Origin of the sequence: Parabacteroides caeci, from assembly GCF_023656795.1 — a bacterium.
Taxonomy (GTDB): Bacteria; Bacteroidota; Bacteroidia; order Bacteroidales; family Tannerellaceae; genus Parabacteroides; species Parabacteroides segnis.
On the sequence record NZ_JAMOKT010000003.1, the window covers coordinates 99,990 to 119,098 of the forward strand.

Genomic DNA, 19,109 nt, shown 5'->3' on the forward strand with positions numbered 1-19,109 from the left:
GGCAAGCGGCAGATTTCACTCCCTCAAAAATAATAGATTTGAATTGCTGTCCTCTTGCCTTTATTGGAAATTGTAGTACCTTTGTAGTGGCTTGTGCGAACGAGCCAAGCAATGTGGAAAGATGGGAACATCGAACCATCAATAAAGTACCGAAAAGAGGGAAAATACCCTCTACCACCGCTCTTTGAGTGTTAAGAAATAATAAAAAGGTTAAATCTTCACCTTTTAGAATGTACCCCTAAAGGTTATGCCCATATTTCTGACTTATAACTCACAAAATATTGAGTAATAACTGGTTGCAAATACTATAATCTTTAAATTGTTTCTGTTGCAAAGTTACCCTCCTGCGTATTCGCTTTGCTGTATCATAATCACGGATAGCATTACCATTTTCATCTGAATTACCGCAAAGCATACCAGAAGAATTCCGAAATTTTTTCGAACGGTATCTTATCCATCCGGTCATACAAGTCTACATGATTGGCTCCGGGAACGATATACAGTTCTTTCGGTTCGCTGGCTTCTTGATAGGCATCCTCACTGAAATAGCGCGAATGTGCATGCTCGCCTGCAATGAATAGCACGGGGCGTGGTGAAATCTCTTTAATCATGGCAAACGGATAGAAGTTCATCAATGCCGCCTGACTGGTAAAGCGTATACCTTGATAGCGCGGATGATAGCCACGCAAGGGGTTGCGATAGTAATCGAAAAACTCCTTCTGCACGGCATTGGCATTTCCCAGCAGTTTCTCCGGTGTGCCAAAGCGGATACGTGCTTCTCCCGTTTCTGCTTCCTTCCAACGTTGTTCGGCAACTTCATCCAACAGTTTGCGTCTTTGTTCATCCGTCATCGAATCCCCCAAACCGTTACGGGTGGCACGCCCCATATCATACATGCTCACGGTTGCCAATGCCTTGATGCGGGGGTCGAGAGAAGCCGCACAGACAGAGAACCCGCCGCTTCCGCAGATGCCAATCACACCGATACGGTTGCGGTCAATAAACGGTTGTAGTCCGAGCCAGTCTACAGAAGCACTGAAGTCTTCCACCAATGCGTCGGGCGATACCGTGTGACGCGGTTCTCCTCCACTTTCGCCTTGATAGGAAGCATCAAAAGCCAGAGTCACGTAGCCTCGCCGTGCCATTTCCTGTGCATAGAGTCCGCTACACTGTTCTTTCACAGCCCCGAACGGGTGTCCGATGATGAGGGCTGCATAGTGTTGCGCTTCATTGAAATCCTTCGGGAGGTACATTTCGGCGCAAAGCATGATATCATACCTGTTTTTATAAAAGACCTTACGGACAGTAATTGTCGGATCTGTTTGAAAAGTCTTTGCCGGTTCATCGGATTCAGAAAGCACCATTCCGTTCCGACAGCGTGCCGCCATGATAAGTACTTCGTCTATCTGAGCCTGTGTCACGCCGTTGTGCTTGGCATGGGCAATGTGAGTATTCAACTCATTCTTCACGCCGTCCAACACCGACAAGGCAGCCACAGTAGACAGTTCACGGGTACGCCAGTCGAGATTGTCACGGCTGAATATGTCACCGAACAGATGAGCTTTCAGAAATTGGTCCAATGCCGGAGCAAATGTCAGCACTTCTCCTAGTGCCGGACGACCGAACAGTTTCAGCTGGTTTTGTCCACCGACAACAAACATATCCGAACTCTTTACCGGAGAAGGCTCCCGTCCGGCTTCATCCTTTATGCCTTGTGCTGCACGCTCTTTGGTGAGATTCATCAGCGTAACCAATGCACCCATGCTGCGTGGAAAGCCGCAATAGGCATAGAGCTGGGTAAGTACTTCTTTTTCTTCGCTCACGGTCAGCCCACAGTCAAGTCCTCTGGCAAGGATCACTTTGAGGCTGTCCTGATTGCCACGTGCGGCATACATACTGATGGCGGCAATACTTTGTTCTTTCTTGCTTAACATATTGTTCTTGTTTTGTGCCTGCGTATAAACGATACAGCATATCAGGCAGGCGATGGTTGTAATTAACTTGTTCATATTGCTTTCTGTTTAGTGATGAATTTATAAGAACTTGACAAACGCCGGTCTTTCCAGTCGGATATTTTTTCCCGTATTCTTCAGTAACCCCGTATTTCGGTTTCTTTCGAATATCTGTATGCAGTTGGCATCCCTGCAAACCACTGCCAAATAGCAACCATCCGGAGAGATGGCAAAACTTCGCGGATAAAGACCTGTTGGCTGAAATCCTATTTGAACCAATGTTCCTTTTTGGGAATCAATGGAATAAACAATTATGCCATCTTCTTTCAAGTGCTTGGAAGCATAGAGGAATTTGCCATCGGATGAAACATGGATATCTGCATTTCCCTCTGCAACGAAAGGGTCGCAGACAATTGTTTGTAAACGTTCCAACTTGCCTTCATTATAGGAGAATACAGTTATTTTACCCGAGAGTTCACTGATGAGATAAGCAAATCTGCCATTCGGGTGAAAACATATATGTCGAGGTCCTGAGCCGGAATCCATCTGTATGCGGACTACTCTTGATTCATCCAACAGAGAATGAGCCTTACCTGCTTCCGGTCGTTTGCCTATCGGAAACAGATAGATACAATCTGTTCCCAAATCGGTAGCAAGAAGGAATTTGCCATCAGGTGTAAAGGTCACGCAATGCAGATGCGATTGTTCCTGCCTTTTTTTATTCGGCCCATTTCCAGCAAAACGAATTATTTTTGTATCACGTTGCAACTTTCCTTTCTTATCCTGTGAGAATACCGTGATGCTGCCACCCTTATAATTTGCTGTCAGAACAAAGTATTCCTTTGGACTGAGAGTAATATAAATAGGAAGTTCACCGTCTGTAGATTGCGAGTTAAGCAGAGACAGCAGACCACTTTCCTTATCAAAAAGCAAAGCATTGGCAGTCGAACTTTTCCCTTCATCATCGCCTATGGCATAAATTCGATTACCAGTGCTATCAGATGTAAGGAAAGCAGGATTTGAAATCCCTCTCAGCCCACACGGATAGTCGACATCGGCAGTTTGTCCGTCAAACCGGTACATTCTGACACCTTCTTCGTCTGGCTTCATATAACATCCTACCAACAGAAATTTTGCATAAGTTCCCTTATCCGGGACATCTTCGGTTGACCGCGCTTGAATCGTAGTGAAGCTAAGCCATAAGATTAACATGACAAATAAAGCTTTTGGTTTCATCTTATTTACCTTTTTGGTTTCACTTGCAAAATTACAGCATTCACATACTGAAGATTAGACCTCAATCACTGATAAAATTACCACTTTCATCGGGCTTGGACCGGGTTAAATGTTATCTGTGAAAATGGTAAGACAGTCTGTGATTAGGGTTATATGTTCGTTGATTGAATGAACTAACTTTGTCGTCATGGAATAAAATAAATAAGGGATAGAAAAGAAACAGCTGTTCCTCAGACAGCAATGTCAATATAAATACTTATTTTTGTAAAAAACAAAAGGATGGTTATGGGAGATATAACAAGAATAGATACAGTTCAGCAGTACTGCGACCTTTTCGAAGTCGAAGCTCTGCACCCGTTGGTCAGCGTTGTGAATTGTTACGAGGTGCAGCCCATCAGACACTCAAAGAAACTGTACAACATTTATGCTGTGTTGCTGAAAGATACTGACTGCGGTACGATGAATTATGGACGGAGCCTCTATGACTATGAAAAAGGCTCCATGCTGTTTATCGCTCCGGGGCAGGTAATGGGTTCTGACGATGATGGCAGTCTGCACCAGCCGGCCGGATGGGCCCTGATGTTCCATCCCGAACTATTGCGCGGTACTTCCCTTGCACATATAATAAAAGAGTATTCTTATTTCTCATATAATGCCAACGAAGCACTGCACCTGTCAGAACAGGAGCGCAAAGTAGTCATTGAATGTATAAACAATGTAGCAGAAGAATTGAGGCATCCTATTGACAAGCACAGCCGTTCTTTGATTATTGATACCATGAAGCTTCTCCTTGACCGCTGCATCCGCTTTTATGACCGCCAGTTCATTACAAGGGAAAATGCCAACAACGATTTGTTGGCGCGTTTTGAATTGTTGCTCAATAATTACTATCATTCTGCCTTGCCAACGAGTAAAGGTATTCCGACGGTACAGTATTGCGCTGACCAACTGTGTCTTTCCACCAATTATTTCAGTGACCTGGTAAAAAAGGAAACCGGTATGTCAGCAATCAAGCATATCCAGCAAAAAATTATGGATATAGCCAAAGAGCGCATCATGAACACGCAAAAAAGTATCAGTCAAATCTCAGATGAAATGGGTTTCCAATACCCGCAACATTTCACACGTTGGTTCAAGAAGATGGAAGGTTGCACACCGAACGAATATCGCAATGAAATTATAAAACAAGCGATAAACTAACTGGTCTTATCATCATTTATTCGTAGAGTCTCTTACAAATAATACTCTGGATATAACCAACAAAGCAATTAATGAACAACTTTGAAATCTTGAACCGATAAACAAAAAAGTTTGATGATCTCCTGCATACACTTTTCCCATCGGATGAACAGCTGTTGTCCGGTCTTTTTCCTGCGGTAAGTCAGGATTCCGTTCGCAATGTCTCCCTTTTTCAGATAAGCCATGTCCACAAAGGACATCCCCCGTGTGTAAAAGCAGAACAGGAACATGTCACGTGCGAAATCAAGGTGGGGTTTCAGGGACAAGTCCAGTCTTTTGATACGCCTGATATCATTTAAATGAATGGCCCGTTTCAAGGTCTTTTCCACACCTGTATAAACAGACTTGAACAGGTTCCGCTGTCCGGTCAGTCCGTTCTCCACCGCACGGTTGTAGACCGCTTTCAGAATGCGCATGTAGAACGAGATTGTATTGGGTGAGTTCCCCCTGTTTTTCAGATAAGCCTCGTATTCCATGAGCAAGTCAGAGCTAAGTTCGCCAAACAGTATATCGCTACCTTTCATAAAACTGCTGAAACTTTTGAGCGCGGCTGTATAGGTTTCAGAGGTCCGTATCTTTCCCAAACGTTTCAGCCTTACTATCTGTTGCCGGATATAGTCGTTAAACGAAGGTTCTTGTCCGCTGTCATGGAAACGTATGACGATATCATCCGCTGTAAACGGACCGGATTGGCTTAATGTCCTGATAGCCTTTTCCAGTCGGATTTTGTCCCGTCTTATCCGTTCCCCTACCGATAGAAGATAATTGTCCCGTTCCATCCCTGCAGGGTGTTGACAGGGAATGACCGCTTCGGAACGTTGGTCCCATTCCGAAGCGAAAAGTTTGTATCCGGTACTGATCTGCCTGACCACACGGTTATGAATCACCTGATAATACAGTGCGCCCTCCCTGCCTTCCGCGGACGAGGACCTGAATTTGGTTCTGATTGTTGCCATAGTGCAGTCATTTTGAATTGGGATTGTCCAGTTGCTTCCTGATTTCCTGTGCCTCCCTGAACAGCCGGTGCGCCAGACTGTCCTTGTAGGCTGCCATTTCATGGTTACGGATGCGGTTCCTGACCGAGTCCTCAAAAGCGGTCACCAGCCTTTCCACACGCCGGATCTTTTCCTCGTCCCGCTTGATGGTGAAATGCTTCTCAAGGAAGGCGATGTCGGGATCATCCCCCGGCAGGCAGATCCTGATGGCTCGGTATTTCAAATCGGCATCTTTCAAAAGCCGGTTCGTGCGGTACTGGTTGCAGTTGGTCCAGACGGAAATGATCAGTGCCAGGATCAGTGCTGAAGCTGTCGTTACCACTGCCTTGGATGCGCTTTCCAGACGGTAGGTCACCAGTCTGCGCTCCGGTTCCTTTTTCAGCAGGACCATTCTCTCATCCAGCCGTCTCACTGTCTCCTTTACAGCTTGGCAGTCTTGACTCAGGCAGTATCTAATCTTTTCCATCTCCCCGGCAAACGTTTCGGCAGACAACGGCCAGCCTTCCGACAACCGGACGGTATGGTTACGTACCGCTGCTATTTCCAAGCCGTTTTTCTCCACCGCGGATTGCAGGCGTTCCAGACGGATTTTCAGTTCCGCAATCCCTTCCGGGGAACTGGTCCGGTTTCCAACTGCGGGGCTTGTGCCTTCCACGGGCAGCGTCTCCACTTTCTTCTCGATCCTTTCAAGGCATCCGTAGATGCCTTCCAGATAATTTTCCTCTTTCATCTTTCAAAGTTTTTTGTTATACATATGGTTCACAAACTCCTTCCTTTCCTGCGCTTCTTCTTTCTCCGCAGGCGTTCCGCCTCTTTCTCGTCCTCCGTCGGTGCCACCGACGGCATGAACACGCCACCCGTACCGGTGACTTCGACCAGGTTATCAATAACAGAACCATGACTTTGTTCATGGTACGGTTGCTTTTGGGAAACGTCATTTTCCAGGGACGTGACATGGTTATGGTCCAATGCCGCATCCAGCCTTGACCAGCTGAAACTGCGGTCAATCCCACTTCCCTTGAATGACAGACCGTTCTTTATAAAGCGGATGCCCTGCACTTCATTAGTGTTTTCCTTGTACTTGAATTCCATTTCCACGCCCATTTTTAAGAGCTTATTTTGAAATTCTTTCCATGTATCTGCACTCCTCAAAGCTTCCTTGACCGCACGGTATATTTCGTATTTCACCTTTTCGGAAGCATGCAGCTTTTCCGTTTTAACGGACTGTTTGCCTTCGGAATAGGTGAGCGAATACTTGTCCTTAAGCATTTTTGTCACTTTCTCGTTGCGCTTGAAATCGTTGCTGTCGGAAATCACCTTCCCGTCGAAGTTCACCCGGTTGAAGACGATGTGGCAGTGCGGGTTGTCCGTCCCGTGATGCCTCACCACGATGAACTGCGTGTTCCGTATCCCCATCAGCTCCAGGTATTCCTCCGCCAGCCTTGCCATGAACGCGTCGGTCAGCCTCGGTGCGTCCTCCGGCTTGAAGCTGAGCGCAATGTGCCCCACCGGTTTCGCCACGTCCGGATTCAGCAGGCATTGCCACCGGAAACTGCGTGCCGTCTCCTCCACCGTTCCCAGCAGCACGCCTTCCGAGGCGATGATTTTTGCGTCGTCCTTCTGCGTCACGTAGCGTATGCAGCCGCTGAACGAGCGGCCTTTCCTGATCTTCCCTATCATGAGGCTATCCTCCTTTCGGCCTGTAATCATCCATGATCCGCTTCAGCTTTCCCAGCAGCCCCTCTATCAGCAGCCTTGTCCTGTAAAAGCCGGTCTGGTGCGAGAGCTTTGTCAGCTGGTTCAGGTTGTTCGCCATTCCCGCCAGGCTGCGCAACAGTGCGTTCTCCTCCGGTGTATGCCTTGCCGTAACGGTGGCCGCCAGTGCTGCCTCCCTGATATAGACCGCCAGACTCCGGCCGGACTTCCCTGCCCTGAACCTGAGAGCCTCGTAGCTGACGGGGGAGAACTTCACCGTCACGCCTCTGGTCAATTTACGCGTCCTGCCCAGTGCCGGACGGCCACATTTTTTCTTCATCCCATTCACATCGTTTGTCATATGTTTTTTCTTTTTCGTCCGTACTTCTTTCATTCCAAAATCTGCGACCGGCGGGAGCGGATTTGCCCTCCCAGCAACCGCCGGGCGCGGGGAGCAAGGGTTTTCGGGAATCCGGAAACATACCCTTGCTCCCCCCACAGAAAAATCCCCCCCCGCATTTTCCACATTGAAGCGGGTATACAGGGAACAGTGCATACATCGGGTATACTCCACGCCCGGTAACAGGCTGTCAGATTTTTCTCCACTGCTCGATGTCCCCACGGTAGGCGGCAAGATGCTCCCTGGCAAGGTTCTCCAGCAGTCCGGAAACGCTCATGCCACGCCCGCCGAGCCTGCGGACGACGGCGTCCAGTTCGTCCCTCACATCCTCACTGACGAACACCGTCTTGCGGTTCCTGATCTTCGGGACGGTGAGGTACGTTTCCCGGTACTCCTCCAGCGAGGCCCTGCGTTGCCTGCCGCTCGTTCTTCTTCTCACGGGGTCTTCCGGTTCCGGCGGGGTGTCCTTTCTTCTCGCCTCCCCGGATACCTCCTCCGCAACGAGCCCGGATGGAATCATCGATTCCGTCACGGAAGCATCCGTACCGGCGGATTCCCCCGGACCGGGTTCCATCATGAGTCTTTCCCACCACTCGTCGTGGCCGGCTCCGGGACTACGGCCGTTCTTTCTGTCTGCGGTTTCGGATACCGCCATTTTCTTCCCTTTCGTTTTTTCAGTCGGTTCACTTTTCATTGTACATGGATTTTAGATGGTTGATACTGTGGGCACGGTCTACCCGTTTGCCCGATTGTCGGAAGCAAATAAAACGATAATAACAAGTGCTGTGAAACGGACGGGTCCGATTGGCGGGGTTTGCCGTGTTATTCATATTGTTGGATCAGTCTGACGGTGATGACTTCACAAATATACGCACCGGAAATTTCCCACTCTTCGGGAACGGATCTGAACGTCTGTTTACTAAAAGCAAATGAATATTAAAATCCGATTTCCATGACATCTGATGACATATAATGACATCTGATGAAGGGGCGGAACCATATCCGGGAACAATCATTTACTTTGCAGATGAAACAAGTACGCATATGGTGTCAAAGGTAGTCATCCTGTCTTGAAATTCAGGACGTTCCGCCGGGATTCACTAAATTGCGGAACGGAATCCGGATCCGAAAAGAGAATGAAACAGATGTCAAACCTGAAATTACAGTGATTATGGAAATAGTGAACATTGAGGCAAGGACCTTCGAGGCGATGCTCTCGGCCTTCCGGACGTTTGCGGACCGGCTGGACACCCTCTGCCGGCTGTACGGCGACATGGAGGAGAAGAAATGGCTGGACAACCAGGAGGTGTGCCTGCTGCTGAAGGTCAGCCCGAGAACCCTGCAGACCCTCCGTGACAACGGCACGCTGGCATACACACAGATCTGCCACAAGACATATTACAAGCCCGGGGACGTGGAAAGTATCATCCGGATAGTGGAGGAGCGCCGCAAGCGGGCTGAAAGTATGGGAAGGTCGATCTGAAAGGCCATGAAAAACGAATGTCGAACAAAAAAAAGATCAAGTCATGATGAATACCGATAACCGTCTGCTCACCCGTGAGAGCAGCGAGCATATAAGAGAGTTCTTCTCCACCGTCGAACGTCTCTCCGTTTCCATGGAGCGTCTCTTTGCCGGCAGGTCACCGGCGATGGCGGGCGAGAACTTCTATACGGACCGCGAACTGGCTGAAAAGCTGAAAGTGAGCCGCCGCAGCCTGCAACAGTACCGTGACAGCGGTCTGCTTGCCTTCACCCGGCTGGGCGGCAAGATACTGTACCGTTCTTCCGACATCGAGAAGCTGCTTGACGGCTGCTACCGGGAGGCGAGAACCAGGCCGGAGGAACTTTAGAAAAGTTCCGTACGGGATCGTGAATGAAGGGGCGGTCGGTTGTCATACCGGTCGCTCCTTCATTTTCTTTCCACCGGATGAACGACTTTAATTTGCTCGTAAAATACCTATACACAGAGTGTTTTTTTCTTTATGAATTATGATCCGGTGACAACATTGGCATAACATGGCGGGACATGGAAACATTTTTCCGATATGGCAATAAGATACGGGGATTCCATTATAAAAAAAGACTCTTATTTTATTATGTCATTATGTTATTCTGAAATTGGGGCGGGCCGTTCGTGTACCGGTGGGACGATCCGTTTCCGTAATGGCGGCACATTCCGTACTGGTATCATTATCCTCCGGCAATGCCGTTTCCCGGTCTTTTCGGAGTGACCTTATGCCGGCCGGTGACAACCGCATGTCCGTGTGTAAACATGGCGGCGCATAAAAACAGGCACATCCTCCGGGCTCCTGTCCCGTCGGATGCACCTGTCTCCGTCATGTCATATACAGCCGGACTCCTCCGGCCCATGCCTCTATCTGAGTATCGGATTCGAGAGCAGTATCTTGTAATAGGCCACTCCGCCAATCTCTACCGGCATCCTCGCCATCATGAACTGCACGCTCTTCCTCTCCACCTTCGCCTGCCGCATGAGTCTCTGCACGATAACCCCCGCCGAGAACCTTGCGCATCTTTTATCCTTCCAGACAATGAACCCCTCGCTGTCATCGGCCCGGCAGATGTACCAGTCATCCGTCTCGTCGTCGTGGGCGAAGTTCACCCGTCCGCCACCGAGGATTCCCAATTCGATTGACATCGTCTTTGACAGATAGACGGTCCCCCTGCTGTCAAGGTTGATGGTCCGCTTTCCCTTGTATGTGACTTCCTGCGGACGGGAGTTTTCCCTGTTGTATACTATCAGTGCCATAACTTTCTTACTTTTCCGTTAAACAATTTTTTCAATACATGAAGCTTTCCACCGCCAGCATCTGACTTCTCCATGCGAAACCGCTGTGGGTACGTACCGCGTCCACTATCCTGCATACTTTCTGCGATATGGCCGATGCCGAGATACCCATGCATTCCGCCAGTGCCTTGAACGAGAACTGCGCCTCATAGAACCTGAGCATGAACATCCGGTACTCCTCGTAGGAGAACTTCTGCCTTACGAAACGCAGTATGTCTCTTACCAGCCGCTCGCACCCGTTCAGGTCGTCCTCGGAAAGGAATTTTGCCTCTTCGCCACATCGGAGGAAGAAATCATCTTCAGGGTGTGCATACCGATTCTCCCTTTTAATCTTTACCAGGGCCGCCTTTTTGTAGCATCCGATGAAATACGCGTCATAGTCCGTTATGTCCTTTCCGGGAACCAGCACCTGCCTTCTTACAAAAAGGTAGGTGTCATGGAAATTGTCCTCGTCCAGCATTCCGTACCGGCGTAACGTCCCTCTCAACCTGTCATAGGATGCAGTGAACCACTCGTTGAACAGTCTTTCCTTTTCTGCGCTCTTGTCTGCCATAGCTTTATATTTTTTTGAGTTATACATGGCCTACACGGGTAGGCATTCTTATTTCTTGTGCTTCCTCCAGTTTGTTTTTCGGCGGTCTCCGGCAAGGCTTGCCGTGAAAAAATACGCTAACGCGAAGCGTGAGGAAGATTTTTTCACGTGCAACCAGCCCGAAGGGCCGCCTTGCGGGACCGGCCTGAAAAACAACTATTTTTGCCGCAAGAAATGAGGATGATGGATTCCTTCCTTCTATCTATTGTCTGTCCGGTGAGAATTTAGATTCCATGCAGCTTTTCTGTCTTTGGTATGTTTGGAGAAATATTCAAGGATACGAAATGAGAACGGCAATACGTGATGTTGCGGAAGGAGCAGATATGGGATTGGAAACAGGAAGCGTGCCCGGGCTTTCATGCAGTTTATACGGCGGTGTTGATTTTGGGGAGGATTACAGGGAAGTGACAGGAAAGTCGGCCGTTCCGGAGAAATTGTATGTGTACGTTGTTCCTTCCGAAATACGGAGTCTTTTAAAATCATGGAAGACCTCATTCGGGAGTGTGTCTCGATATTTGCCTGAGACAAAATTATAAGTCGCCTATTCATGGATAAGTATTTGGAATATATCAACGACATGCTACGATGCAATAAAGAGAATCGGAACGGCAGACTGAAACTCGCAATCTGCTGATAATGCGGACTATTCTAAAACAAGTGTGGAAAACTTGAAGACATCCGACGGAAAACCTTGGAAAAAGAAGAACCGGACAAAGTCTCCGCCTTCAAAATAATGCTCTATTATGCCACAGGTGCGGCATTACTTGTCATTCCGGATTGGCTTCCCATGAAATCCACCGCCCGCCATCAAGAAAACGGCCGGTGCCATATGGCAGGTAATCGTAGCGACAGCCTGTCTTTGGAACCCGTTGTCACCCTAAAGGATTTTACTGATATATTATTATGTCAGTCCTTTTTCAAATCAAAATACAGCAAACGGGTTTTCAAAGGTTCATCTTGCGGAATATCATAATATTGCTTTTCTATCACGTCTGTTTTATAGAGTGGAACGAAACCGTTTCTTTCATAATACCTGAGAATCTTTTCCTCATTGTATGCATCCACCACGATAAAACGGCATCCTGTCTTGTTGTCCTCATGACGGAACCAGTCTTTTATGAAAGCCATCAGTTGCCGTCCTACGTGGCTTGATGTACCCTGATATTCCAGATTGACCCCCAGTCTTCCTATCAGCACGGCCGGATAGCTGCGTCCACGTTTAGGATTTACAATATTGCGTTGCAGCCTGTTTTTATCATTGGGGGATATTAATCTGGTCTTGATACTGTCATTGGACAAGGTAAACAAGGCCACAATACGATGCGGGATTTCAGTCGTCACCCAACAATATGTTTTCCCAAGGAGTTCATCCGCATACAGATCGGCATCATTGAGAAAAAAATCATCAAGGTCATTCTCGCCACAAGTGAAAGGAAGGCAATTCCTCCGTACTTCCTTGTTATAGGCAAGCATGACACAATCATCATATAAAGAAATACCGTCCATTGCTGTTAATTGAACCGGAATGAACGGGATTTCTCCAATACTTTTCGCAACCGTTTCTTTGCCTCCACTGATAACCGGGGTGTTACCTTTGCGGCGTTCTTGTCTGCACTGCGTACGAAATCTTCCGCCGTAACGCCCTCCAAAACCGGAATGTTCTTGATAGTTATAGCCATAATATTATTTTTTGCAAAAATACAACTTTGTTGTTATACAGCCAAATAATAGCCCGTCTTCCACTCTTTTTTCCGGAATGTTCCTCCATATCCGGAAAAGTCTGTGTCACGCCACCCGTTGCGGTAAGCCGTTTTTCTCAAGGAAAGGGCAGGCAATACCGGCGGACGTGGATATGGGCAAAACAACCCGCATATGCAATGCAGAGGGAGCAGGAGAGCCTTCACCACAGCCGGAGAGAAAAGTGGTTTCATGCCGGGGTACGGCATGAAAAGGGGGCTCCCGGACAGTTCTTTTCCTTGTCGCACATGCACTACGTCGGTCGCAGTTTTCGCCTTCTGAATCCCTCTTACGTCCGTCCCTGCGCTTTCGGAGCGTTTTTCCGGCAGAAAATTTCGCCGTACGGAAATTTTCTGCCGGAAACCGAAGGGAAAACGCGGAGTCCCGCAGGGACGGACGAACTTTGATGAGGAAGGGGAAAATCATCCGTTTCATAAATACCATTTCCTCAGATGGCATCGCATATTTCCTTCTCCATCTTTTCCAGCTTATGGGACAGGATTTCCATGTCGCTGCTGATCTTCTGGTTGGTTATCCGGGCATATATCTGGGTGGTTTTCAAATCCGTATGCCCCAAAAGACGGCTTACGGTCTCGATGGGTACACCGTGCGAGAGCAGCACGGTGGTGGCGTTCGTATGCCGGGCCACATGATAGGTCAGCCGTATCTTGAAACCGCACTGCCTGCCAAGTTCCTTCAATATGGTGTTGCATCTGCCGTTGCTCGGTACCGGAAATACATGACCGTCCTTGGACAGTTCCTTATACTTCTCTATGATGCGCTTGGGCACGTCCAGCAGGCGGATGTTGGACTCGGTGTTTGTCTTGCGACGGCGGGTGATGATCCAGAGGTTGCCGTCGAAGAAGGTCTGGAGCCGGTCGGTCGTCAGTGCCTTCACGTCCGCGTATGCCAGTCCGGTGAACACAGAGAAGATGAAGAGGTCGCGTACCAGTTCGCAGGTCCCGCTTTTCACCGGGGTCTCCATCAACGTCTGTATCTCACGCTCCGTCAGGTAGCCTCGGTCAACGCTCTCGGGGGAATTGATGTACCCGGCGAAGGGGTTGAAGGGAAGCGCACCGCTGTTGCGGGCGATGGAGATGACGTGCTTGAGCCCGATCATGTAACCCCATACGGTATTGGTGCGGCATTTCTTCTCCGTACGCAGGAAATACTCGAAGTTGTTGATGAAGGTCAGGTTGAGTTCCTTCAGGGGGATGTCGTCACGGCGGTATACTTTCGGGACGAACTCGCAAAGGTGCCTGTATATGGTACGGTAGCGGTTGTATGTTCCCTGCACGCGGCTGTGTCCCACTTTCTTGATGAACTCCTCGTTGTGCTGCTCGAAGAGCTTCAGCAGCGTCTCGCGTTTCACGCCCAGCCCGAGGCAGGCGTCCCTCAGCCTGGCGGCGGTGACATAGCCGTCGGACTGCATCAGTTCCTGGTAACGGCGGTTCACGTCCACGCGTATCCGGTCAACCGCCGCATTGATTTTCTGCGCCTCGGCGCTCTTGCCCGTGGCACGTGCCGTTTTCACGTCCCAAAGTTTCGGGGGCACGTCCAGCTTGCAGCTGAACTGCTTGATTTCGCCGTCTACCGTAAGACGGCACATCAGGGGGAGATAGCCGTTGGCTCTCTCGCTGCCCTTCTTCACGTAGAAGAGGATTTTGAAGGTCGATCTGCTCATACTCGTTTTCATACTTTTTTGATCGTTACAAAGTTAATATCAAGCGAGTTGTCCTCAGGTATGAAAAACTGTGCAAATTACTGAAATAGAATCTGTTGTGCCGTTTCTTGTTCCTGTTATATCAGTAACGATATGGGAACTGAAGTCTTTCGCAGCTTTTATCGGACCTCCTTTTTCAGCTTATGCAGTATTATGAGTTAAACACCTAACCACTTAATAGACTGCATTTTTGCTGTATTATCATCAACCTTGCTTTTTCTTTCTGCGTTTACTTTAAATTTATCCATGCTTCCTGGTTATCTCCGATCATTGCCGTAGCTTTGGCATTCGGTGTGCTGGCAGGTGTATTGACATGGGTCGCCGGTCCGTCAAAAGGTATCTTTACCGTGGGTAAAGCAGGTTATCTGCCTCCTTTCTTCCAGAAAACAAATAAGATCGGTGTTCAGAAAAACATTCTGTTGGTACAGGGATGTGCGGTTACTTTATTGAGCCTGCTGTTCGTGGTAATGCCTTCCGTACAGAGTTTCTACCAGATCCTGTCACAGTTGACTGTGATCCTTTATCTGGTTATGTATCTGCTGATGTTCTCCGGTGCTATCGCATTGCGTTACCGGATGAAGAAGGCAAACCGTCCGTTCCGTATCGGTAAACATGGCAACGGATTGATGTGGTTTATCGGTGGTCTTGGTTTCTGTGGTTCGTTATTGGCTTTCATCTTGAGCTTTATTCCACCTAGTCAGATTTCTGTCGGTAGTAATACTGTCTGGTTTGCCGTATTGATTATCGGTGCTATTGTTGTTGTGGCTGCTCCGTTCATCATCTTTGCTTCCAAAAAAGCATCATGGGTTGATCCGAATGCACATTTTGAGCCTTTCCATTGGGAAGAAGCTAAAGTACAGGCTCCTGTAGCCGGTGCAACAGCTACTACTCAGACTGCCAATACAAATAGCACAACTACAACAACGAATACAACTAAATCGAATAATACACAAGCATAATATATACTTATGTAATTTCTATTCTACGTACTAAAAAGAGGAGGGGCGGAACCGTGATGGTCTCGCCCCTTTATTATACAGTGCGGGTCTCGGATTAACGGACTATTTCGATTGATGCAGTACCCAACAGACCGGCTTTCGTACTGCCCCGGTACATGGTCGGGACAGACAGGTAATAGTTGGCTGCGGTATTGTAAAGCAATATCTCGATTTGGTTATCTCCTTCCTTTATATATTCCGTGATGTTGAAACGCCAGGGCGGGGTGAGCTTCAATCCGACTTTCTGCTTGTTTATCCAGACTTCGGCTGTGGAGACCACTTGTCCCAGGTTCAGATATACTTTATCTCTGTTATTCTTTTCCAGATGAATGTTTTTCCGGTACCAGGCACCGCCGGAGTAAGTAGAAAGACCCTCTATCTGTGTCCAGTCTCCTGCGGAAATCAGACCATCCCCGCAGGTTTGTTTGATCGGGCCGTCGATAGCGGCGCCTCCGGCATTTCCCCAGGGTTCTTTTATGGATATGGCTACGGTTGATATCCGTTTGGACGGATTGGTCACTACGGCTTCATACCGGGTCAGGCCGTCCGGACGTTTCTCTTTTACGGTCAGATTGCATAAGGTACCGTTTACCCAGACTTTGGTCTCACCGAAGGCCGAAAACTCGAGTTTCTTCAGTCCGGGAGCAGAGGTAAAGCGGTATTGGCCGTAAGTAGGCTCTTCGGTTTTGTTTATATCGAATGGCAAAAGGGATAAGTCTCCCCGGAAATTCGTAGCAAGAGGTTTTTCTATGGTAACTTCTTTCAGTATACGAGGGGTATCTCCGGCTTTACGCACCACACAGTAAGTTACCCCGAATGTATCGTAATGGAGAACAATTTCATTGGTTCCCCGGTTAAGAGTGACGGTAGAAGTGGAGGGGCTGACTGCTTTACCATTGATGTAGATATCGGCCGGTTTTAGTTCTCCGAATATCAGTTGGTAATTACCCGTTTCGGGAGCCAGAACATTTGAATAGAGGTAATAGTTCTTGTTTCCGTTAGGATCTTCTACGCGGACTGTTTCCCTGAACTCTTTTTCGAGTTTACCCATACGGATAAATTCATCGTGAACAGTGGCTTTCAATCCATGCCATCCCTGATGACCGTAATCGTTCTCAACGCCCCATCGCCATGAAAACTCATAGGGTTTCCAGGCATATTCCTTATTATCGATTTGAACCCTGTTGCTTTGATAGGGAAGATGGGTGAGAAGTTCTTTCTCAGATAATTCAGGAGTGGCTTCCAGTATCATAAACTTGGTTCCGTAGGTGAAAGTCTGGCTTTTCCATCCTGAATCGTCGAAGGAGGGAGATTGCCAGTCCGCTGTTTCGGAAGAGGCCTGGTTGTATCTGGCTTTATAGATATAAGCGCCCAGCAGTTCATCGGTCGCAGGCCAGTGGAAGTCTCCGAATTTATTATTTAAAGAGGGTTTGAGGTCGAATGACCATTCACCGTCGAGTAATATGGTTTTGGAGACGCTCGTTTGAGGTACTTCTGTAATTATAGCCTTTTGGGCCGGATCGAAGACGAATAGATGGAGGTCTTGTTTTTCCATCGGCATTTGGATAATGGTTCCTTCGTCTGTTGTTTTTGAGGCGGTAATTTCTTTTGTTTTACCTGTCCAGGGATCCCATAATTCGATTCCTCCGGTGGCGCGGAAAAAGCATTCGGTACCGGAAGGAACATTGTATACGGCATACAGGTCCTTATTTCCGAGTTTACGGTGCATAATGTATGGCATATCTTTTTGCGGTTGCTGTGACAGGATGCGGAAGTCGCGGGTAAGGTTTGTGTCGAGAATGTCGAGCACTTCTTGGTTTTCGTTGGCTACAAACGCGTTCTTGCTGTCGGGCCTGAACAGTTTGTTTAGTAACGAACGTACTTCGGGATCGTTCAATCCTTTCTTTTCCGTTGCTTCTGGCAACTCTCCCAGGTTGATGACTATCCCGCCATTCTGTTTGAACTGCAAGGCTTTTTTCAATGAAGAATGACGGATTGCTTTCATGGACGGGATGATCAATACTTTGAATTCTTCGCCAGAGATATGGATTTTGCTGTTTTTTATATTGGCTTTTGCAAGCGATTCATAATCCATAAAGTCGAAATCGACACCTTCCCGGTATAGATACTCTCCCAAGCTGAATGCTTTTTGCACAGCCGTCTGGTCGTAACCGGCTACAACTGATTCTACCGGATACAGGATAGCGACATCGGCCCGGTGGTATCCCTGGGAGAGAATGTAGCTGAGACGTTCGGTACATTCCAGGAACGGTCCCATTTCTTCCCAGTAAGGCATGTGGGTATGATTACATGGAGGTGCCCATTCCCACCAGCCGCCCATTGTACTGTAGTAGAAACCATGCAGGCTGAGCAGGTTTTGCCCCATCACGAAGTTGGCAAAGGTGGCATCGGTCAGATTGGCTGTATTGGTATCCCAGTTACTGCTGTGGAAACCTTCCAGCCATACCCTTGGACGTTTATAAAGATGGGCGATGGAGGAGGCTACTTTGTTTTTTATAATGTCTTTTCCCAGGTTTGGCTGGTCGCAACCCGGTGCCTGGTTCCATCGCTGGGTACGGAAATAATCGCCGAATTCGCTGACATCTTTTCCTCGTCCGCCATGGTCGCAACCATAGATCAGGTTACGGTCTTCGTGCCATTGGTATACCGGAATAAAGAAGTTTTCTTCGCTCAGTGAAACCATGACATCGTTGTAGTCAAGCCGTATTTTAGGTGTGACCGGACCGATATGGGTGAACAGGGCGGTAAGATAAGGAACGATATCGTATCCCTTGCGTTTCCGGAATTCGTCTCTGAAGATTGAATTCCATATATAACCATGCAGATTGAAGTTCAGCTCATCGGAGAAGAAGAAGTTCAGTCCTCCTTTGGATTGTTCCGGGAAACGGTCTTCAAACCGTTGGAAGAAGTGTTTGACATAGCTTTTTCCGGAAAGAGGGTGCATCGGGTCGAGCGAAGGTTTTTTAGCTACGCTGTATATCTGGGTGACGATCCAGTTTCCTTCCGTGGGTGAATGCCATTCAATTTTGTTGCCTGTAAGATTTCCGGACAGGTCTATGCCTGAGTTTTCGATGATTTTCCCATCTGTTCCCAATTGGTAGGCGTAGAGGGAGAGTAGCTGGTCGTGGCATGTTTTTGCATACTTATTCTGGATCGTATCGCTTTCGAATTTCAGTTCGGCTCCTGTCAGTCCGGGATTTTCATTGAGGGCGTCGTCTACATAGGAACCTTGTCCTACTCCTAAAGTATAATCGCTGAGGCTGACGGTCATATTCCGTTTCTTTGTTTCCTCCATGAACCATCCGAACAGGTCCCACCATTCTTCCGTGAACAGGGCCGGTTTAGAAGGGAAAGTCAGTCCATAGCTGACGCCTCCTTTGTCCGAATGGGCATAATTTACCTGTAGGCTGGTTACTTTTTTAGCTGCCATCTGATCCAGATGATAGGTAAGATGTTCTTTGGTCAGTGTATCTCCCATCCACCAGTAAAAAGGTACTTCACCATACCCTTTGGGTGGTGTTGCAAAACCTTTCTTCAGGTCTGTCTTAGCGGTGCGGTCCGGATGGCCGGGAGATAATTGTCTCGTCTGTGCAGCAATGGACAGGGACAAGACAGATAGAATAAGGGTAAAAAGTTTTTTCATGGGTGATTAGTTTATAATATGTATTGAAGCAAAAATAGCTATTAATCAGAAGAATAATGTTTCAATAATGAT

18 protein-coding genes and 2 pseudogenes are annotated in these 19,109 nt (G+C 48.0%); 5 read left to right on the forward strand and 15 right to left on the reverse strand.

Annotated features, from left to right (window positions below):
* Positions 1-401: 401 nt before the first annotated feature.
* Both NBH15_RS02450 and NBH15_RS02455 read right to left on the reverse strand, forming a co-directional pair.
* Positions 402-2,009 (reverse strand): carboxymuconolactone decarboxylase family protein, encoded by a 1,608-nt coding sequence (locus tag NBH15_RS02450; protein ID WP_008765338.1) that lies wholly within the window; start codon positions 2,007-2,009, stop codon positions 402-404.
* A 24-nt stretch (positions 2,010-2,033) separates the two neighbouring features.
* Positions 2,034-3,188, reverse strand: a complete 1,155-nt coding sequence (locus NBH15_RS02455; protein ID WP_004295300.1) for a lactonase family protein — start codon at positions 3,186-3,188, stop codon at positions 2,034-2,036.
* 279 nt (positions 3,189-3,467) lie between these two features.
* Between NBH15_RS02455 and NBH15_RS02460 the strand changes: the two genes are divergently transcribed.
* Positions 3,468-4,388 (forward strand): helix-turn-helix domain-containing protein, encoded by a 921-nt coding sequence (locus tag NBH15_RS02460; protein WP_004295301.1) that lies wholly within the window; start codon positions 3,468-3,470, stop codon positions 4,386-4,388.
* Positions 4,389-4,456: 68 nt separating this feature from the next.
* On the opposite strand, the gene NBH15_RS02465 is transcribed toward NBH15_RS02460, so the two are convergent.
* From NBH15_RS02465 to NBH15_RS02485, 5 genes are all read right to left on the reverse strand, one after another.
* Positions 4,457-5,383: a site-specific integrase gene (locus NBH15_RS02465; RefSeq protein ID WP_005641960.1), complete on the reverse strand. Its 927-nt coding sequence runs from the start codon at positions 5,381-5,383 to the stop codon at positions 4,457-4,459.
* A gap of 7 nt (positions 5,384-5,390) precedes the next feature.
* Positions 5,391-6,152, reverse strand: a complete 762-nt coding sequence (locus NBH15_RS02470; protein WP_004295303.1) for a hypothetical protein — start codon at positions 6,150-6,152, stop codon at positions 5,391-5,393.
* Positions 6,153-6,181: 29 nt separating this feature from the next.
* Positions 6,182-7,102: a relaxase/mobilization nuclease domain-containing protein gene (locus tag NBH15_RS02475; RefSeq protein ID WP_005944378.1), complete on the reverse strand. Its 921-nt coding sequence runs from the start codon at positions 7,100-7,102 to the stop codon at positions 6,182-6,184.
* Positions 7,103-7,106: 4 nt separating this feature from the next.
* The gene (locus tag NBH15_RS02480) at positions 7,107-7,478 is read right to left on the reverse strand and encodes a plasmid mobilization protein (RefSeq protein ID WP_005650044.1); all 372 of its coding nucleotides are present in this window, start codon (positions 7,476-7,478) and stop codon (positions 7,107-7,109) included.
* 229 nt (positions 7,479-7,707) lie between these two features.
* Positions 7,708-8,211 carry a DUF3408 domain-containing protein gene (locus tag NBH15_RS02485; protein WP_004320813.1) on the reverse strand — a complete coding sequence of 168 codons (504 nt, stop codon included), beginning with the start codon at positions 8,209-8,211 and terminating at the stop codon, positions 7,708-7,710.
* A 477-nt stretch (positions 8,212-8,688) separates the two neighbouring features.
* Here NBH15_RS02485 and NBH15_RS02490 point away from each other — a divergent pair, with 477 nt between their 5' ends.
* Together NBH15_RS02490 and NBH15_RS02495 are read left to right on the forward strand one after the other, a co-directional pair.
* Positions 8,689-9,000: a helix-turn-helix domain-containing protein gene (locus NBH15_RS02490; protein WP_004295307.1), complete on the forward strand. Its 312-nt coding sequence runs from the start codon at positions 8,689-8,691 to the stop codon at positions 8,998-9,000.
* A gap of 43 nt (positions 9,001-9,043) precedes the next feature.
* Entirely contained in the window at positions 9,044-9,367 is a 324-nt protein-coding gene (locus tag NBH15_RS02495; protein ID WP_004295308.1) for a helix-turn-helix domain-containing protein, read from the forward strand.
* Between the two features lie 340 nt (positions 9,368-9,707).
* Here NBH15_RS02495 and NBH15_RS02500 read toward each other — a convergent pair whose 3' ends face one another.
* Genes NBH15_RS02500 through NBH15_RS02510 form a run of 3 tightly spaced genes read right to left on the reverse strand, consistent with a single transcriptional unit; the run spans position 9,708 to position 10,876 of the window.
* Entirely contained in the window at positions 9,708-9,887 is a 180-nt protein-coding gene (locus NBH15_RS02500; RefSeq protein WP_004295309.1) for a hypothetical protein, read from the reverse strand.
* Between the two features lie 4 nt (positions 9,888-9,891).
* Positions 9,892-10,284 (reverse strand): hypothetical protein, encoded by a 393-nt coding sequence (locus tag NBH15_RS02505; RefSeq protein ID WP_008765341.1) that lies wholly within the window; start codon positions 10,282-10,284, stop codon positions 9,892-9,894.
* 31 nt (positions 10,285-10,315) lie between these two features.
* On the reverse strand, positions 10,316-10,876 hold the full coding sequence (locus tag NBH15_RS02510) for an RNA polymerase sigma factor (protein ID WP_004295311.1): 561 nt from the start codon (positions 10,874-10,876) through the stop codon (positions 10,316-10,318).
* 323 nt (positions 10,877-11,199) lie between these two features.
* On the opposite strand from NBH15_RS02510, the gene NBH15_RS02515 reads away from it, so the two are divergent.
* On the forward strand, positions 11,200-11,451 hold the full coding sequence (locus tag NBH15_RS02515; RefSeq protein ID WP_224205373.1) for a hypothetical protein: 252 nt from the start codon (positions 11,200-11,202) through the stop codon (positions 11,449-11,451).
* A 370-nt stretch (positions 11,452-11,821) separates the two neighbouring features.
* Here NBH15_RS02515 and NBH15_RS02520 read toward each other — a convergent pair whose 3' ends face one another.
* The 4 genes and pseudogenes from NBH15_RS02520 to NBH15_RS02535 all read right to left on the reverse strand — a co-directional run bounded on the left by NBH15_RS02520 (position 11,822) and on the right by NBH15_RS02535 (position 14,348).
* Positions 11,822-12,421, reverse strand: a complete 600-nt coding sequence (locus NBH15_RS02520; protein WP_004295313.1) for a GNAT family N-acetyltransferase — start codon at positions 12,419-12,421, stop codon at positions 11,822-11,824.
* Positions 12,422-12,426: 5 nt separating this feature from the next.
* Positions 12,427-12,594 (reverse strand): hypothetical protein, encoded by a 168-nt coding sequence (locus NBH15_RS02525; protein WP_004295314.1) that lies wholly within the window; start codon positions 12,592-12,594, stop codon positions 12,427-12,429.
* A gap of 33 nt (positions 12,595-12,627) precedes the next feature.
* Positions 12,628-13,111, reverse strand: a pseudogene (locus tag NBH15_RS29315) (hypothetical protein).
* On the reverse strand, positions 13,101-14,348 hold the full coding sequence (locus NBH15_RS02535) for a site-specific integrase (protein WP_008765343.1): 1,248 nt from the start codon (positions 14,346-14,348) through the stop codon (positions 13,101-13,103). Before NBH15_RS02535 ends, NBH15_RS29315 begins: the two are co-directional and overlap by 11 nt.
* A 248-nt stretch (positions 14,349-14,596) precedes the next feature.
* On the opposite strand from NBH15_RS02535, the pseudogene NBH15_RS02540 reads away from it, so the two are divergent.
* Positions 14,597-15,334, forward strand: a pseudogene (locus NBH15_RS02540) (amino acid permease); the annotation flags it as partial.
* Between the two features lie 94 nt (positions 15,335-15,428).
* Here the strand turns inward: NBH15_RS02540 and NBH15_RS02545 are convergent.
* Positions 15,429-19,037 (reverse strand): glycosyl hydrolase, encoded by a 3,609-nt coding sequence (locus NBH15_RS02545; RefSeq protein ID WP_250821906.1) that lies wholly within the window; start codon positions 19,035-19,037, stop codon positions 15,429-15,431.
* Between the last annotated feature and the right edge of the window lie 72 nt (positions 19,038-19,109).

Bases quoted from the DNA above. Each gene is read 5' to 3' on its own strand.
- NBH15_RS02520 (WP_004295313.1), bottom strand. From the start codon at position 12,421: ATGGACGGTATTTCTTTATATGATGATTGTGTCATGCTTGCCTATAAC.
- NBH15_RS02495 (WP_004295308.1), top strand. From the start codon at position 9,044: ATGATGAATACCGATAACCGTCTGCTCACCCGTGAGAGCAGCGAGCAT.
- NBH15_RS02535 (WP_008765343.1), bottom strand. From the start codon at position 14,348: ATGAAAACGAGTATGAGCAGATCGACCTTCAAAATCCTCTTCTACGTG.
- NBH15_RS02450 (WP_008765338.1), bottom strand. From the start codon at position 2,009: ATGAACAAGTTAATTACAACCATCGCCTGCCTGATATGCTGTATCGTT.
- NBH15_RS02475 (WP_005944378.1), bottom strand. From the start codon at position 7,102: ATGATAGGGAAGATCAGGAAAGGCCGCTCGTTCAGCGGCTGCATACGC.
- NBH15_RS02500 (WP_004295309.1), bottom strand. From the start codon at position 9,887: ATGGGCCGGAGGAGTCCGGCTGTATATGACATGACGGAGACAGGTGCA.
- NBH15_RS02470 (WP_004295303.1), bottom strand. From the start codon at position 6,152: ATGAAAGAGGAAAATTATCTGGAAGGCATCTACGGATGCCTTGAAAGG.
- NBH15_RS02545 (WP_250821906.1), bottom strand. From the start codon at position 19,037: ATGAAAAAACTTTTTACCCTTATTCTATCTGTCTTGTCCCTGTCCATT.
- NBH15_RS02505 (WP_008765341.1), bottom strand. From the start codon at position 10,284: ATGGCACTGATAGTATACAACAGGGAAAACTCCCGTCCGCAGGAAGTC.
- NBH15_RS02460 (WP_004295301.1), top strand. From the start codon at position 3,468: ATGGTTATGGGAGATATAACAAGAATAGATACAGTTCAGCAGTACTGC.
- NBH15_RS02525 (WP_004295314.1), bottom strand. From the start codon at position 12,594: ATGGCTATAACTATCAAGAACATTCCGGTTTTGGAGGGCGTTACGGCG.
- NBH15_RS02510 (WP_004295311.1), bottom strand. From the start codon at position 10,876: ATGGCAGACAAGAGCGCAGAAAAGGAAAGACTGTTCAACGAGTGGTTC.
- NBH15_RS02490 (WP_004295307.1), top strand. From the start codon at position 8,689: ATGGAAATAGTGAACATTGAGGCAAGGACCTTCGAGGCGATGCTCTCG.
- NBH15_RS02515 (WP_224205373.1), top strand. From the start codon at position 11,200: ATGAGAACGGCAATACGTGATGTTGCGGAAGGAGCAGATATGGGATTG.
- NBH15_RS02455 (WP_004295300.1), bottom strand. From the start codon at position 3,188: ATGAAACCAAAAGCTTTATTTGTCATGTTAATCTTATGGCTTAGCTTC.
- NBH15_RS02480 (WP_005650044.1), bottom strand. From the start codon at position 7,478: ATGACAAACGATGTGAATGGGATGAAGAAAAAATGTGGCCGTCCGGCA.
- NBH15_RS02465 (WP_005641960.1), bottom strand. From the start codon at position 5,383: ATGGCAACAATCAGAACCAAATTCAGGTCCTCGTCCGCGGAAGGCAGG.
- NBH15_RS02485 (WP_004320813.1), bottom strand. From the start codon at position 8,211: ATGAAAAGTGAACCGACTGAAAAAACGAAAGGGAAGAAAATGGCGGTA.